Consider the following 13,154-nt stretch of genomic DNA (forward strand, 5'->3'; position numbering starts at 1 on the left):
AGGTAAACAACATGACTACATCAGTATTGAGTTCGCTCAAGGTCACCGCTCGCCCAAAACTTGAGTCCAAGCCGCCTGTTATCGGCAAACGCATGAAGCTCGTCGAGAAGCTGGAGCAGCAGCAGGAAATGGCAACATGCATGATCGAAAGACGGCCTTTCGAAGCCTATCGCGAGAAAGTAGTAAAAGATCCAGAAACTGGTGAGCGCAAAAAAGAGCGCCGTCAAATCACGGTTCGGCCTTGGTACTACGACAGTGATGGTCACTTTTACTTAGAAGTTAAGGTCAACAACAAACCGATAGAGTTTGATACCGGCAAGCCTGCAATCGATGTCGGTGAAGCCAGTAAGCTCCCTGAAACAATCGCAACAGTGATTCAGGCGGTTGAAAAAGGGGAGCTTGATAAATATTTGCTTGCTTCGTCTAAAGCTTCGAAACAATCTGCCAAATCCAAAGGCTAGTTTTTCTCCTAATAGGCTTCTAAAGTTTTATTACTATTTAAACAGTTAATTCTTAAGGGGCCTTTAAAATTAATTAGGAGTTATCGATCTGGAGTAATACATGAGAGTTGGCAAATAATTTAGAATTATAGCTCTTAATTTCTATATTTAGCTTTTGCAGTGAAAGGGGAGATAGAAAGCTTACATAAAATTAAATTAAATCTTATGTATAGTATTCATTAATGTAGTGAAATGTGTATACTTATCCAGTTGCCTGTGGGTGCTATAATGTCTCTACCTTTAAAGGTTCCTATATAGCTTATTGATTGATATTCTTGACTCTTACCTTACAAGGAGAGCAAGGATGACATTCAACCCTGGTAACCATAAGCTGCATGTCGATACAGTACTAGAGCCACTACTTGACAAATTTTGTAACACAAACCTGATGCCACTGACCACAGTCCCTGACTTTGAGGGAGCAGGAGTGTATGCACTCTATTTGATAGATTGCACAAACACTATTTATGAAGGCATGGTTCATCCAGAACAGCCAATCTATGTCGGTAAAGCGGTGCCCGAAGGTTGGCGTCAGGGTAAGGCGTCTAAATTGAAAACTAAAAAGCTGAAGTCTCGTGTTAACGAACACAAGAGAAGTATTGACTCTGTAGATCTCAGTTCTGCAAGCTTTTCGTTTAGATTCGCCATTATGGAGAAAGCAGGACTAGATCTAATATCCGCTTTAGAATCCAGCTTAATCAGGAGATTTACCCCTTTGTGGAATTCGTATATAGACGGATTTGGTAATCATAACCCCGGTAGAGGGCGTTACGAACAGGCTCCATCTGAGTGGGATACACTACATCCAGGCAGAAAATGGGTTTCAAATCTTACGGGAGAAGCCCCTTTGATAACCAATATTAAAGCTAAATTGAAAAAGAGAAATGAAGTCAGTTGAACTATTTGCCGGTGGCGGTGGATTAGCCATCGGCCTTGATAAGGCTGGATTTAATCCAGCAGCAATAATTGAATACAATCGAGATGCATGTCAAACGTTAAAGGCTAATTATCTATCAAAAAAAAATGTTACGATTTTTGAAGGGGATATTAGAGAATTTAATTACGCTCCTTATGTGGGGGATGATGTATATTTAGTATCAGGTGGACCGCCGTGTCAGCCTTTCTCAATGGGGGGCAACCACAGAGCTCATAATGATGAAAGAGATATGTTTCCCGAAGCTGTTCGAGCAATAAGCGAACTCAAACCTAAAGCCTTTATTTTTGAAAACGTAAAGGGATTACTAAGAAAATCTTTCGCTGAGTATTTTGAATATATATTACTCAGACTTCAATACCCCTCAATTAAGTCATCTAATAACGAACCATGGCTAGAGCATCTTAAAAGGTTGGAGAAGCATCATACGTCAAGTTGTGAAAAGGAATTAGAATATAAAGTTGTTTTCAAACTTTTAAACTCAGCGGATTATGGAGTTCCACAAAAAAGAGAAAGGGTATTTATAGTCGGATTCAGGTCAGATGTAGATGCAAAATGGTCGTTTCCTAAACCGACGCACAGCAAAGATTCGTTGTTATGGAGCAAATGGGTTACTGGAGACTATTGGGAAAAGCATAAAATAGTAGCCCCTGAGCCTGAAATTGATGTAAATAAATTGCTTAAAAAATACGGTTTATTTTCCCCACAAGAAACTCCTTGGCAAACTGTTAGGGATGCTATAGGCGATTTACCAGTTCCTTCGAGCTCCGGCATCAGTATAAAAAATCACATATTTAAAGGGGGGGCACGCAGTTACCCTGGCCACACAGGAAGTTACATTGATGAGCCCTCGAAAACACTTAAAGCTGGCACACACGGAGTTCCGGGGGGGGAGAATATGATTAGATATGAAGATGGAAGTATTCGTTATTTTACTGTGAGAGAAAGCGCTAGAATTCAAACATTTCCAGATTGTTATGTCTTTCAAGGGGCTTGGGGAGAAGCAATGCGACAGCTGGGTAATGCAGTTCCGGTTAAACTAGCTGAGGCAGTTGGTTCAAGCGTATATAAATCATTAATGAGACATTCGTAGACAAACGCGAGTTAACTAACTCGCGTCTTCAGTAAGGCTATCTAAAATTAGTGACAGGCGAAATTCAATTGACGATGAATCATTTGGTGATTGGACTAGTCTGTCAAACTCCAACAAATCGTAATTTATTTCATCGTTTTGCTCATCATTCTTCGCTAACTCTCTATTGTTTCGCCTTTCTTGTTCGAAAAGTTCTAACTTACGTCGGGTAAAGTCGCTCTTGTCGGTTAGTCGTGAGTATGCGAGAAAATGAACGGGAATTATGCCTGTAGATCGAAGCAATTTATCCTTGTCTTCGAATTCTAGCGAAGCAAAATCTAAGTAATCTAATACTTGACTCTTTATCTTAGCTATTACACTTGAATCTTCTTTCGTAATCTTTCTGGCAAAATTGTCTAGATGTATTTTCTTTGTGTCAACAACTTTTTCGCTGTAAGCTAATAATAATAATTTTCCAAGAACATCATGATGCTTAAATCTTTTGTCGGAAAAAGGTACTTTTTCCTTAAAAAAACTATGCTCTACTAACTCTCTAATTAGAACCGGGTAGGGACCGCCAAAGCTATTTCGCTTTTCAGCAGCGTTAAGTGGTGCAGCTTCATTGAGCCGGAAAAACATTTCATCGATTAGCTCATGTTCGCGTGTTCTAATAACATAGATCGGGAGTTGTTTTGCATCAAAGTTAGCTTTGAATTTTAGGCCAAATTCAACGAGGTCACTGTATTTTTTTCCCCGTAAATCACGACCTTCTCCAGAAAGGTCGTCAAAGTTTTCACTAAGTTCAAATTCATCATTTAAAAACGAAAATATCGTTTCCAGCCTCTGTTTTCCATCAACGACAGCATATTTGTAAGGGTAATTATCTGTTTTCTGAACTTCATGGAAATATATTTTAGGGATGTCGATGTTATTGAGCAAGGAGTCGATAAATAACTGCTTTTTCGAAAGAGGCCAAATATCACTATCTCGCTGGTAGTCAGGGTTAAAATCAATATCATCTTTTAATACGCTGAGATAAAGTATGTTATTTTCTCTTAATGGATCTACGTTTATCACTCGACCGTCTCCTTGATTCTGGAAGCTAGGTTATCAATTTGAGGGTAGATTGAATATCTGTCCATCATCAATAAGCGAAGCTCCTCTAATATTTGACGCTTATCACTCGCAGGTATTATATGCCTCCAGCCCCACCTAGTAGTATGGAATGATTCTTCCATCCATACCTGATCTCTATGATGGGCAACGAATACCCCTTCTTGTGCTTGAATTCGGCTAGAAGTCTTAGCGCCAATTACAGCCATGGGAGGTATTCTTGCTTGTGCATTGGTTGCACATACTTTTGATACATAGTATTCGCTAGTTTCTGTATCTATTCCAAAAGCGTATACATCTTTTTGGTTCAACGCAGAATGATGACCTGCTGCATCATTAAAATTGGCTGCTTCTAAGAAATAGAATGCGCCATCAGTATCGTGCCGACTTTCGTCCTCCACCGCAAAATAAAGGCCTACTAGAGGACTTTCAGTCCAGTCCATAAGGTTCGTTGGAAGGCCAAAGTGTTGCATGTGTGCGATCCACTCATGCTCCTCATTCGGTAGGTGGGACATGTGTTTAATCGCATTTTGGACAAACTTCTTATATTGGCGAAGTGAGGTGCCAAATGGGTCTTGATAGCCGCTTCGATTTAATGAAGGTTCAAGTTTCCAATCTTTATCTGCGTGTCCTCTAAACCAAGTCACAGTCTGCAGATCAGCTTGCTCACGGAGATGCTTGATTAAGTCGTTAATACAGGTAATAGTGTCTTCTTTGTGCTTCGGCATTCTTAAATCCTTTTAATCCTACTTTTACAATATCGTTTTATTAGCGTAAAGAATAGACCGTAATCCATTGAAACAAGAACGAATGCTACCCAATGCTAGTAAATAGAGCGATTTTGTAGGGTTAATTCAGCAAGTTTGTTATAGACTTAAGTGATTTATGTCATTAATCCTGAGCGGTCGAGCTTTATTAGAACAAATTGACTAAATTTCCCAAATGACTCAAAAGCTAACCCGAGTTAATGATATGAGTGCAACAATATACTCTAACAAATAGGTACGAAAATTTTTAGAGTGCACCGAACATTCTCATTCACAAAGCTTCAAATTACCTTATGCTCTAAAGGCGAATTATTACATGAAGGCAATTTCAGATACTACAATCAAGAGTTCAAAAGGTTTAGTGGAATTATTAAAGAAAAGAAGGAAGTAATGTAGGAGTATTATATCGCTTTTCTAAAATTAGATGGTACCAGTGGGCGGACTTGAACCGCCACGCCCGTGAAGGCAACGGATTTTGAATCCGTCATGTCTACCAATTCCATCACACTGGCATCTAACTTTACTATTTGCGTAGCTTAAAAACTTTGCAAATCTTTGCAAGCGTATTTTTGCTTGTTTGAGTCAAAAGGTACTTACCTTTCAGTGACTTTGCCGTTGAGGTTGGCTAGGCGCATTCATTTTTGAATCCGTCATGTCTACCAATTCCATCACACTGGCATCTAACTTTACTATTTGCGTAGTCTAAAAACTTTGCAAATCTTTGCAAGCATATTTTTGCTTGTTTAAGTCAAAAGCTGCTTACCTTTCAATGACTTTGCCATTGTGGTTGAATAGGCGCATTCATTTTTGAATCCGTCATGTCTACCAATTCCATCACACTGGCTTAGGTCGATGATGTGCATCAATCTGTGGGGCATTATAGCGAGATAGTCGGGCGGTACAAGCCTTTTTTTGATTGGAGGTGGCTGACTGCCGGATTAGTGCACAATCTGTTGCATGAAGCGGCCACTGTGGCATAGTGAACCTACGCTAACCAACTGACAGCGCTAATGAAAGCAAGCCCGGTTCAAACCTCTCCTGACGCGCCTCGCGCTACCTTTTGGCGGCGTTTGCTAGCCATGGTTTACGATACGCTGGTCGCCATTGCGGTGGGGATGTGCGCGGCCATGGCGCTAATCGTCACCCTAGTCATCTTATTGGTTAACGAGGTCCTGAGTCTGCAAGGCTTTGGCACGCCGGCCGAGTTGCTGCAGGCCTCCTTGCTGTACAAAACCCTGATCCAGGTATGGGTGGGGCTGTGGGTGGCAGGCTTTTTTCTATGGTTCTGGAAAAAAGGCGGCCAAACCATTGGTATGCGTGCATGGCGGCTGCGCATTTTTTCGACTACCAATCAGCCCATAACCTGGCGCCGGCTGACATTGCGTCTGATTACGGCGCTAGGCGGGTTGGGTACTCTATTGGTGTTGATTGACCGGCGCCAGCGCCTGGCCCTGCAGGACAGGGTGGCTGGCACCGAAGTGTTACAGCTATCGCCGAGCCAGAACGACCATAAAAGCTGGTAATTATTTTCGCAGCAAAAAGCCGGCTACTGCCGCAAACAATAAGCTGGGCAGCAATGCGCCAATCACTGGGGGTAAGTTGTACACCAGGCTGAGCGGGCCAAACACTTCATTAGTAATAAAAAAGCCAAAGCCGGTCAGCACACCCATGATTACCCGCGCGCCCATGGTTACACTGCGCAGCGGGCCAAAGATAAACGACAGCGCGGTCAGCAGCATCACACTGATGGACACCGGCTGCAGTACCTTGCGCCAAAACGCCAGTTGATAGCGGCTGCTGTCCTGGTCGTTATTATCCAGATAGCGGATATAGTCGGTCAGGCCCTGAATTGACAGCGCTTCAGGTTTCACCGTCACAATGCCCAGTTTATCCGGGGTCAGTGAAGAGTCCCAGCGTGCCTTGCCTTTTTCGGTCACGGTCACCTGGCTGTCGGTAAAGCGGGTAACAGTCACGCCTTCTAAATACCAGGTTTTACCGTCATAACTGCCGCTGTCAGCATAGGTAATATTTTCCAGGCGCAGGTCGTTGTCAAAATCAAACACACTGATATCGCGCAGTAACTCCCGCGAAATAACCTGACCAATACTGACAAAATGCTCGCCATCTTTGGCCCACACCAATTGTTCGGAGGAAAACAGTGAACCGCCGGAGATGGCTTCGGTACGGATTTCTTTGGCTTTGGCTTCGGAATAGGGGGTGATCCACTCGCCAATGGCCATTACAATCAAAATCATCACCACCGCGCATTTCATGGCCGAGCCAATGATATTCCAGCGACTTAAGCCGGAGGCCTGCATCACCACCAGTTCACTGTTACTGGCCAGCACGCCCATGCCCACCAGGCCACCTAACAAAGTGGCCATGGGAAAAAACAATTCCAGATCTCGGGGTAGCGACAGCAGAACATATAAGCCTGCCATGGTGATGTCGTAATCGCCTTCACCCAGCTTGCGCAGCTGTTCGACAAATTTAATCAGCGCGCTTAAGCCAATCAGAACCGACAGGGTAACAGCAACAGTGCCGAGCAGGGTCCGGGCAATGTACAGGTCGAGAATTTTAAACATCATTTTTTCCTCAACAGCCAGGCCCTGAATTCAGTACCGGTTTTGCGGTCCCGGAATATCAGGCCTATCCCGATGATGAGCATGATCCCATGCACCCACCATAAGCCCAGCTGAATGGGCAGCTTGCCATCGGCCAATACCCTTCGCGCTGCCAGCAATAGCAAGAAGTACCCCAGATATAGCAGAATAGCCGGGAACATGCGGCCAAAGCGCCCCTGGCGCGGGTCGACGGCACTAAGTGGTACTGCAATCAGGGTCAAGAAGGGGATGGATAGCGGGATCGCAATACGCCACTGCAGCTCAGCCCGGGCCTCGATAGAATCATCGTCCCACAACTGACTGGTAGGCAGCACACTGACCTTGCGGCGCGGCTCTTCAGCGGATTCGTCGGCAATCTGGATTTGATACTGGTCAAACTCGACTTTGCGGTAATCACGCTGTTGTTGAATGCCTTCGTACTGCACCCCGTCCTGCAACACCAGGCTGCGGGTGCCATCTTTGTTGCGCTGCACAAACCCTTCGTCGGCGTACACCACGCGCACCGCTGCCTGATTATCATCCGGCTGGTTCTGCGACAAAAATACCCGTTTTAAACGGTCATTCTGCGAGTCGATATCGTGTACAAAAATCACCGCTTTTTCATTGCCGGTTTGTTGGAAACGGCCGGGGATAAGCGCAGAGATCCCCGCTTCGTTACGGGCTTTTTCGCGTAGTAAGTATTCACTCTCAGCAGCGGTGGGCGCCAAATAAAGAGTGATAAACCCGGTCATACACATGATAAACACCGATAAAAACAACATCACCCGGGCGATATACCATTCGCTGATCCCGCAGGCCCGCATAATGGTCATTTCGCTATCTACATAGAATCGCCCGTGGGCCAGCATGATCCCCAGATACGCACTGATGGGCAGCACCAGTGAAGCCAGAATTGGCGCATACAGGCCTAAAAATCCCAACACCAGGCCGGCTGGGATATCGCCGTCAGAGGCATCGCCAAGCACCCGCACAAAGCGTAAGGTAATGAAAATGGCCATCAGGATGAAAAATATCGCCAGCTGTGACTTCAGCGTTTCCTTTATCAGGTAGCGAAATATAAGCATGTCAGCCCTACTGGAATAATTGGATTTATAGTGAAAGAACGCACAATTTTGAGTAAACTAACCGTTTTTACAAGTTTTGCCTGAATTTGTGTACCCGTTTGCATGGATTTTGACCATAATTATGTTACACAAGGCGATATTCAGCCACTTTGCGACATAGCCTCTGGCCATGCAAGTTTGGCTGCGTATTAAAACACAGATGCAGTGCAAAACGTTATGTGATTTTGTATTTGTGCAAACACAATAAAGATTAAAGCGAGGTGTCATCGTGGAGTTTAGTGTAAAAAGTGGAAGCCCGGAAAAACAACGCAGTGCCTGCATCGTGGTTGGGGTTTTTGAGCCACGTCGCCTGACTGCGGTCGCTGAACAGCTGGACGAGATCAGTGACGGCTACATCAGCAATCTGTTACGCCGCGGCGATTTGGAAGGCAAAGCCGGCCAGATGCTGCTGTTACACCATGTACCCAATGTACTGAGCGAACGCGTGCTGCTGGTTGGTTGCGGCAAAGAACGTGAACTGGATGAACGCCAGTATAAGCAAATCATCGCCAAAACCATCAAAACACTGAATGAAACTGGCTCAATGGAAGCCGTGTGCTTTTTAACCGAGCTGCATGTTAAAGGCCGCGATACCTACTGGAAAGTGCGCCAGGCTGTAGAAGCCACCCAGGATTCGTTGTACACCTTTTTGCACCTGAAAACCAAAAAAGGCGAGCCGCGTCGGCCGCTGCGCAAAATTGTATTCAATGTGCCCACCCGCCGTGAACTGACCGTGGGTGAGCGCGCTGTGGATCACGGCCTGGCTATCAGTGCCGGGGCCAAGGTCACTCGTGATGTGGCCAATATGCCGCCTAATATCTGTAACCCGGCCTATCTGTGGGAGCAGGCGCAAAAGCTGGCCACTGAATACGACAGTGTCGAAGCCGAGGTGGTAGACGAAGCGCAAATGGCCGAACTGGGCATGCAAGCCTATCTGGCTGTGGGTCGCGGCTCTGCCAATGAATCCATGATGAGTATCATTACCCACCGCGGTGGGCCGTCTGACCAGGCGCCCATTGTCCTGGTGGGCAAAGGATTAACCTTTGATTCTGGCGGTATCTCCATCAAGCCCGGCGACGGCATGGATGAAATGAAATACGACATGGGCGGCGCTGCCGGCGTGTTGGGTACCATGCACACGGTGGCTGCACTGAATCTGCCCATTAATGTGATTGGCGTACTGGCTGGCTGTGAAAATATGCCGGATGGCCAGGCCTATCGCCCTGGCGATATTTTAACGACCATGTCGGGCCAGACAGTTGAAGTGTTGAACACTGATGCCGAAGGTCGCCTGGTATTGTGCGATGCACTTACCTATGTAGAGCGCTTTGAACCCGAGCTGGTGATCGATATCGCCACTCTGACCGGCGCCTGTATCATTGCCCTGGGCCACCATGCCTCAGCGGTCATGAGCCAGCACAACCCGCTGGCCCACGAGCTGGTTAATGCCTCAGAGCAAAGCTCGGATCGCGCCTGGCGTCTGCCGCTGTGGGATGAGTACCAGGAGCTGCTGGATAGCCCGTTTGCCGATATGACTAACTTGGGCGGACGCCCCGCGGGTTCCATCACGGCTGGCTGCTTCTTGTCACGCTTTACCAAAAAATACACCTGGGCCCACATGGACATTGCCGGTACGGCCTGGCGCAGTGGCAAAAACAAAGGCGCCACCGGCCGCCCGGTCCCCATGCTGTCGCAGTTTTTGATGAACCGCGCTGGCATCAACCACGAGGACTAACGCGGCATGCCGCACGTCACGTTTTACCAGCTGACCGAGTCAGTCGATGCAGGCCCCCAGCGGGCCTGTGAACTTATTGCCGATGCCTTTGCCAGTAAACAGCGCATTGCGGTGCTGTGTGCCAGCCAGCAACAAGCCGAAGCGCTGGATGATTTGCTCTGGCAGCTACCGGCCGGGCGCTTTGTGCCGCATAATATGGCCGGTGAAGGCCCGCCTGCCGGCACCCCGGTGGAGCTATGCTGGCAAACCGCACAATTAGGCCGGCGCCAGTTACTGGTAAATTTAAGCCAGCAGTTGCCGCCGCAGCTACAGGCCTTTCAACGCATTATTGATTTTGTGCCGGCAGAAGCCTCTGCCAAACAAGCCGCACGGGATCGTTATAAACAATTTCAGCAAGCTGGCTGCCAGATGCAGTTTAAATCAGCTTAACCCTTGAGAGTAAGTATGGACAAAACCTTCGAACCGAAATCCATTGAGCAGCAGTGTTACCAGAAGTGGGAAGCTTCGGGTATGTTCAAAGCATCCGGGCACGGAGACCCTTATTGTATCCTTTTGCCACCGCCGAATGTGACTGGCAGCCTGCACATGGGCCACGGTTTTCAGCAAACTATTATGGATGCGCTGACCCGTTACCGCCGCATGAAGGGCGACAATACTTTGTGGCAGGTGGGCACCGACCACGCCGGTATCGCCACTCAGATGGTGGTGGAGCGTCAGCTTAACGCCGATGGCAAAACCCGCCATGACCTGGGCCGTGACGACTTTGTCAAAAAGATCTGGGAATGGAAAGAGCAGAGCGGCGGTACCATTACCCAGCAGATGCGTCGTCTTGGCACCTCGCCAGACTGGGATCGCGAAGTGTTTACCATGGACGATAATCTGTCGGATGCGGTTACCGAAGTGTTTGTGAAGCTGCACGAAGAAGGCCTGATTTACCGCGGCAAGCGCCTGGTAAACTGGGATCCGGTACTGCACACCGCGGTGTCTGACTTAGAAGTATTAAATGAAGAAGAAGCCGGCCACATGTGGCACATGCGCTACCCGCTGGCCGATGGCAGCGGTGAGCTGGTGGTAGCCACCACCCGGCCAGAAACCATGCTGGGCGATACTGCGGTAGCCGTGCACCCGGAAGATGAGCGCTATGCTCATCTGATTGGCCAGCAAATTCGCCTGCCTATCACTGAGCGCCTGATTCCCATCATCGCCGATGATTATGTGGATCCCGAATTTGGCACCGGTTGTGTCAAAATCACTCCGGCCCATGATTTTAACGATTACGACATGGGTAAGCGCCACGATCTGCCGATGATCAATGTGCTCACCGCCGATGCCAAAATCAACGATGAAGCGCCTGAAGCTTATCGCGGGTTGGATCGGTTCGATGCCCGTAAGCAAATTGTGGCAGACCTTGATGCCGCAGGCCTGCTGGTCAAGATCGACGACCACAAGTTAAAAGTGCCCCGCGGCGATCGTACCAACGCGGTTATCGAGCCGTTTTTGACTGACCAGTGGTATGTGGCAGTGGAATCACTGGCCAAGCCGGCTATTGAAGCGGTAGAGTCCGGCGAGATCCGTTTTATCCCGGAAAACTGGAACAAAACCTATTATCAGTGGATGCACAACATTCAGGACTGGTGTATTTCACGCCAGCTGTGGTGGGGCCATCGCATTCCGGCCTGGTATGACGATGCCGGCCAGGTGTATGTCGGTCGTGATGAAGCTGAAGTGCGCGCCAAGCATCAGCTGGCTGACTCAGTCGTGCTGCGCCAGGATGACGATGTGCTGGATACCTGGTTCTCTTCTGCGCTATGGCCATTTGCCACTTTAGGCTGGCCTGAGAAAACGGAAGAACTGGAAACCTTCTTGCCGTCGTCGGTACTGGTTACCGGCTTTGATATCATTTTCTTCTGGGTGGCCAGAATGATCATGATGACCAAAAAGTTCACCGGTAAGATCCCTTTTAAAGATATCTATATCACCGGCCTCATCCGTGATGAAAGCGGCGATAAGATGTCCAAATCAAAGGGCAATGTGCTTGACCCCATTGATTTGATTGACGGCATTGAACTGGAGTCGCTGGTCGCTAAGCGTACCGCCGGCATGATGCAGCCGCAACTGGCAGAAAAGATTGCCAAACGTACCCGGGCCCAGTTCCCGGACGGTATTCAGGCTTATGGCACTGATGCGCTGCGCTTTACCTTTGCTGCCATGGCATCCACCAGCCGCGATATCAACTTTGATATGGGCCGGGTAGAAGGCTACCGTAACTTCTGTAACAAGATCTGGAATGCTTCTCGCTTTGTGCTGATGAACACCGAGGATCAGGACACTGGTCGTGATGGCGGTGAGATGGAGCTAAGCCTGGCGGATCATTGGATAAAAGCCCAGTTCCAGCAAACTCTGCAGGAGTTTGAGCAAGCGCTGGCGGATTATCGCTTCGACATTGCTGCCCAAACAGCCTATGAGTTTACCTGGAACCAATTCTGTGACTGGTATCTTGAGCTGACGAAGCCTGTGTTAAACAGCGATGCCAGCAGTGAGGCGCAAAAACGCGGTACTCGGCACACTTTGATCAATATGCTGGAAAGCATGCTGCGTTTGTTGCATCCGTTTATGCCGTTCATCACCGAAGAAATCTGGGCAAAAGTGGCGCCGCTGAGCGCAGTGAAAGACAACACTGACAGCATCATGGTACAGCCATTCCCAGCGCAAAATACCGACGAGCAAGACAGTCAGGTGCTGGCCGATATTGAATGGGTCAAACGCTTTATTGTCGGTGTGCGCAATATTCGCGGGGAGATGGATATCTCGCCTAACAAGCCGCTGGATGCCAAGCTGCGCTTTGTGGGTGAAGACGATGCCCGGCGTATTGATATTGCCCGAGTGTTTATCGACCGCCTGGCACGCCTGCAGAGCATCACCGTATTGGGTGAGGGCGACGAGGTACCGCCTAGCGCCACAGCCATTGTGGGTGATATGGAGATCCTGATCCCCATGGCTGGCCTGATTGATAAAGATGCCGAACTGGCGCGCCTGAACAAAGCGCTGGAAAAAGCACAAAAAGATCTGGACCGGGTGACCGGCAAGCTGGCTAACGACAAGTTTGTTAGCAATGCGCCAGAGGCGGTGATTGCCAAAGAGCGTGCTAAGCAAGACGAAGCACAAAAGCAACTGACTAAATTGCAGGAGCAACACGCTACGATTAGTGCGCTGTAATCCCTGTCACCGGTGAGCCAACGCCATAGTTTGTGGGCGCTGGCCACTCTAAGTTGCTTAACGCATCAAAAAAAGCCCCGTTGAGAAGCG

Annotated in this window: 11 protein-coding genes and 1 tRNA gene; 7 read left to right on the forward strand and 5 right to left on the reverse strand. The window is 48.0% G+C overall.

The features are described 5' to 3' along the window. Positions 1-11: 11 nt before the first annotated feature. The 3 genes from ACTUJZ_RS13485 (at position 12) to ACTUJZ_RS13495 (ending at position 2,527) form a co-directional block, all read left to right on the forward strand. Positions 12-461 carry a DUF6641 family protein gene (locus tag ACTUJZ_RS13485; protein WP_463636856.1) on the forward strand — a complete coding sequence of 150 codons (450 nt, stop codon included), beginning with the start codon at positions 12-14 and terminating at the stop codon, positions 459-461. A gap of 343 nt (positions 462-804) precedes the next feature. Further along, positions 805-1,398: an Eco29kI family restriction endonuclease gene (locus ACTUJZ_RS13490; RefSeq protein WP_463636857.1), complete on the forward strand. Its 594-nt coding sequence runs from the start codon at positions 805-807 to the stop codon at positions 1,396-1,398. Next, positions 1,385-2,527 carry a DNA cytosine methyltransferase gene (locus ACTUJZ_RS13495; RefSeq protein WP_463636858.1) on the forward strand — a complete coding sequence of 381 codons (1,143 nt, stop codon included), beginning with the start codon at positions 1,385-1,387 and terminating at the stop codon, positions 2,525-2,527. Before ACTUJZ_RS13490 ends, ACTUJZ_RS13495 begins: the two co-directional genes overlap by 14 nt. Before the next feature lie 15 nt (positions 2,528-2,542). On the opposite strand, the gene ACTUJZ_RS13500 is transcribed toward ACTUJZ_RS13495, so the two are convergent. The 3 genes from ACTUJZ_RS13500 to ACTUJZ_RS13510 all read right to left on the reverse strand — a co-directional run bounded on the left by ACTUJZ_RS13500 (position 2,543) and on the right by ACTUJZ_RS13510 (position 4,898). Beyond that, the gene (locus ACTUJZ_RS13500; RefSeq protein WP_463636859.1) at positions 2,543-3,583 is read right to left on the reverse strand and encodes a DUF262 domain-containing protein; all 1,041 of its coding nucleotides are present in this window, start codon (positions 3,581-3,583) and stop codon (positions 2,543-2,545) included. Continuing rightward, positions 3,580-4,347 carry an FRG domain-containing protein gene (locus ACTUJZ_RS13505; protein WP_463636860.1) on the reverse strand — a complete coding sequence of 256 codons (768 nt, stop codon included), beginning with the start codon at positions 4,345-4,347 and terminating at the stop codon, positions 3,580-3,582. The genes ACTUJZ_RS13500 and ACTUJZ_RS13505 overlap by 4 nt, the downstream gene beginning before the upstream one ends. A 464-nt stretch (positions 4,348-4,811) precedes the next feature. Continuing rightward, positions 4,812-4,898, reverse strand: a tRNA-Leu gene (locus ACTUJZ_RS13510). Positions 4,899-5,396: 498 nt separating this feature from the next. Between ACTUJZ_RS13510 and ACTUJZ_RS13515 the strand changes: the two genes are divergently transcribed. After that, positions 5,397-5,909: an RDD family protein gene (locus ACTUJZ_RS13515; protein ID WP_463636861.1), complete on the forward strand. Its 513-nt coding sequence runs from the start codon at positions 5,397-5,399 to the stop codon at positions 5,907-5,909. On the opposite strand, the gene lptG is transcribed toward ACTUJZ_RS13515, so the two are convergent. Together lptG and lptF are read right to left on the reverse strand one after the other, a co-directional pair. Beyond that, entirely contained in the window at positions 5,910-6,971 is a 1,062-nt protein-coding gene (gene lptG / locus ACTUJZ_RS13520) for an LPS export ABC transporter permease LptG (protein ID WP_463636885.1), read from the reverse strand. Further along, a complete protein-coding gene (gene lptF / locus ACTUJZ_RS13525) occupies positions 6,971-8,074 on the reverse strand; it encodes an LPS export ABC transporter permease LptF (protein ID WP_463636862.1) in 1,104 nt (367 codons plus the stop codon). The genes lptG and lptF overlap by 1 nt, the downstream gene beginning before the upstream one ends. A 268-nt stretch (positions 8,075-8,342) precedes the next feature. Between lptF and pepA the strand changes: the two genes are divergently transcribed. Genes pepA through ACTUJZ_RS13540 form a run of 3 tightly spaced genes read left to right on the forward strand, consistent with a single transcriptional unit; the run spans position 8,343 to position 13,064 of the window. After that, positions 8,343-9,848 carry a leucyl aminopeptidase gene (gene pepA, locus ACTUJZ_RS13530; RefSeq protein ID WP_463636863.1) on the forward strand — a complete coding sequence of 502 codons (1,506 nt, stop codon included), beginning with the start codon at positions 8,343-8,345 and terminating at the stop codon, positions 9,846-9,848. A gap of 6 nt (positions 9,849-9,854) precedes the next feature. Beyond that, positions 9,855-10,277 (forward strand): DNA polymerase III subunit chi, encoded by a 423-nt coding sequence (locus ACTUJZ_RS13535; RefSeq protein ID WP_463636864.1) that lies wholly within the window; start codon positions 9,855-9,857, stop codon positions 10,275-10,277. A 15-nt stretch (positions 10,278-10,292) separates the two neighbouring features. After that, positions 10,293-13,064, forward strand: coding sequence for a valine--tRNA ligase (locus tag ACTUJZ_RS13540; protein ID WP_463636865.1), 2,772 nt, complete (start codon positions 10,293-10,295; stop codon positions 13,062-13,064). Positions 13,065-13,154 lie beyond the last annotated feature (90 nt).

It is taken from the genome of Alteromonas sp. WD8-37 (genome assembly GCF_055326825.1).

Excerpts from the sequence above, each read along its gene's own strand:
- ACTUJZ_RS13485 (WP_463636856.1), top strand. The coding sequence starts at position 12 with ATGACTACATCAGTATTGAGTTCGCTCAAGGTCACCGCTCGCCCAAAA.
- ACTUJZ_RS13495 (WP_463636858.1), top strand. The coding sequence starts at position 1,385 with ATGAAGTCAGTTGAACTATTTGCCGGTGGCGGTGGATTAGCCATCGGC.
- ACTUJZ_RS13535 (WP_463636864.1), top strand. The coding sequence starts at position 9,855 with ATGCCGCACGTCACGTTTTACCAGCTGACCGAGTCAGTCGATGCAGGC.
- ACTUJZ_RS13490 (WP_463636857.1), top strand. The coding sequence starts at position 805 with ATGACATTCAACCCTGGTAACCATAAGCTGCATGTCGATACAGTACTA.
- lptF (WP_463636862.1), bottom strand. The coding sequence starts at position 8,074 with ATGCTTATATTTCGCTACCTGATAAAGGAAACGCTGAAGTCACAGCTG.
- ACTUJZ_RS13505 (WP_463636860.1), bottom strand. The coding sequence starts at position 4,347 with ATGCCGAAGCACAAAGAAGACACTATTACCTGTATTAACGACTTAATC.
- lptG (WP_463636885.1), bottom strand. The coding sequence starts at position 6,971 with ATGTTTAAAATTCTCGACCTGTACATTGCCCGGACCCTGCTCGGCACT.
- ACTUJZ_RS13515 (WP_463636861.1), top strand. The coding sequence starts at position 5,397 with ATGAAAGCAAGCCCGGTTCAAACCTCTCCTGACGCGCCTCGCGCTACC.
- ACTUJZ_RS13540 (WP_463636865.1), top strand. The coding sequence starts at position 10,293 with ATGGACAAAACCTTCGAACCGAAATCCATTGAGCAGCAGTGTTACCAG.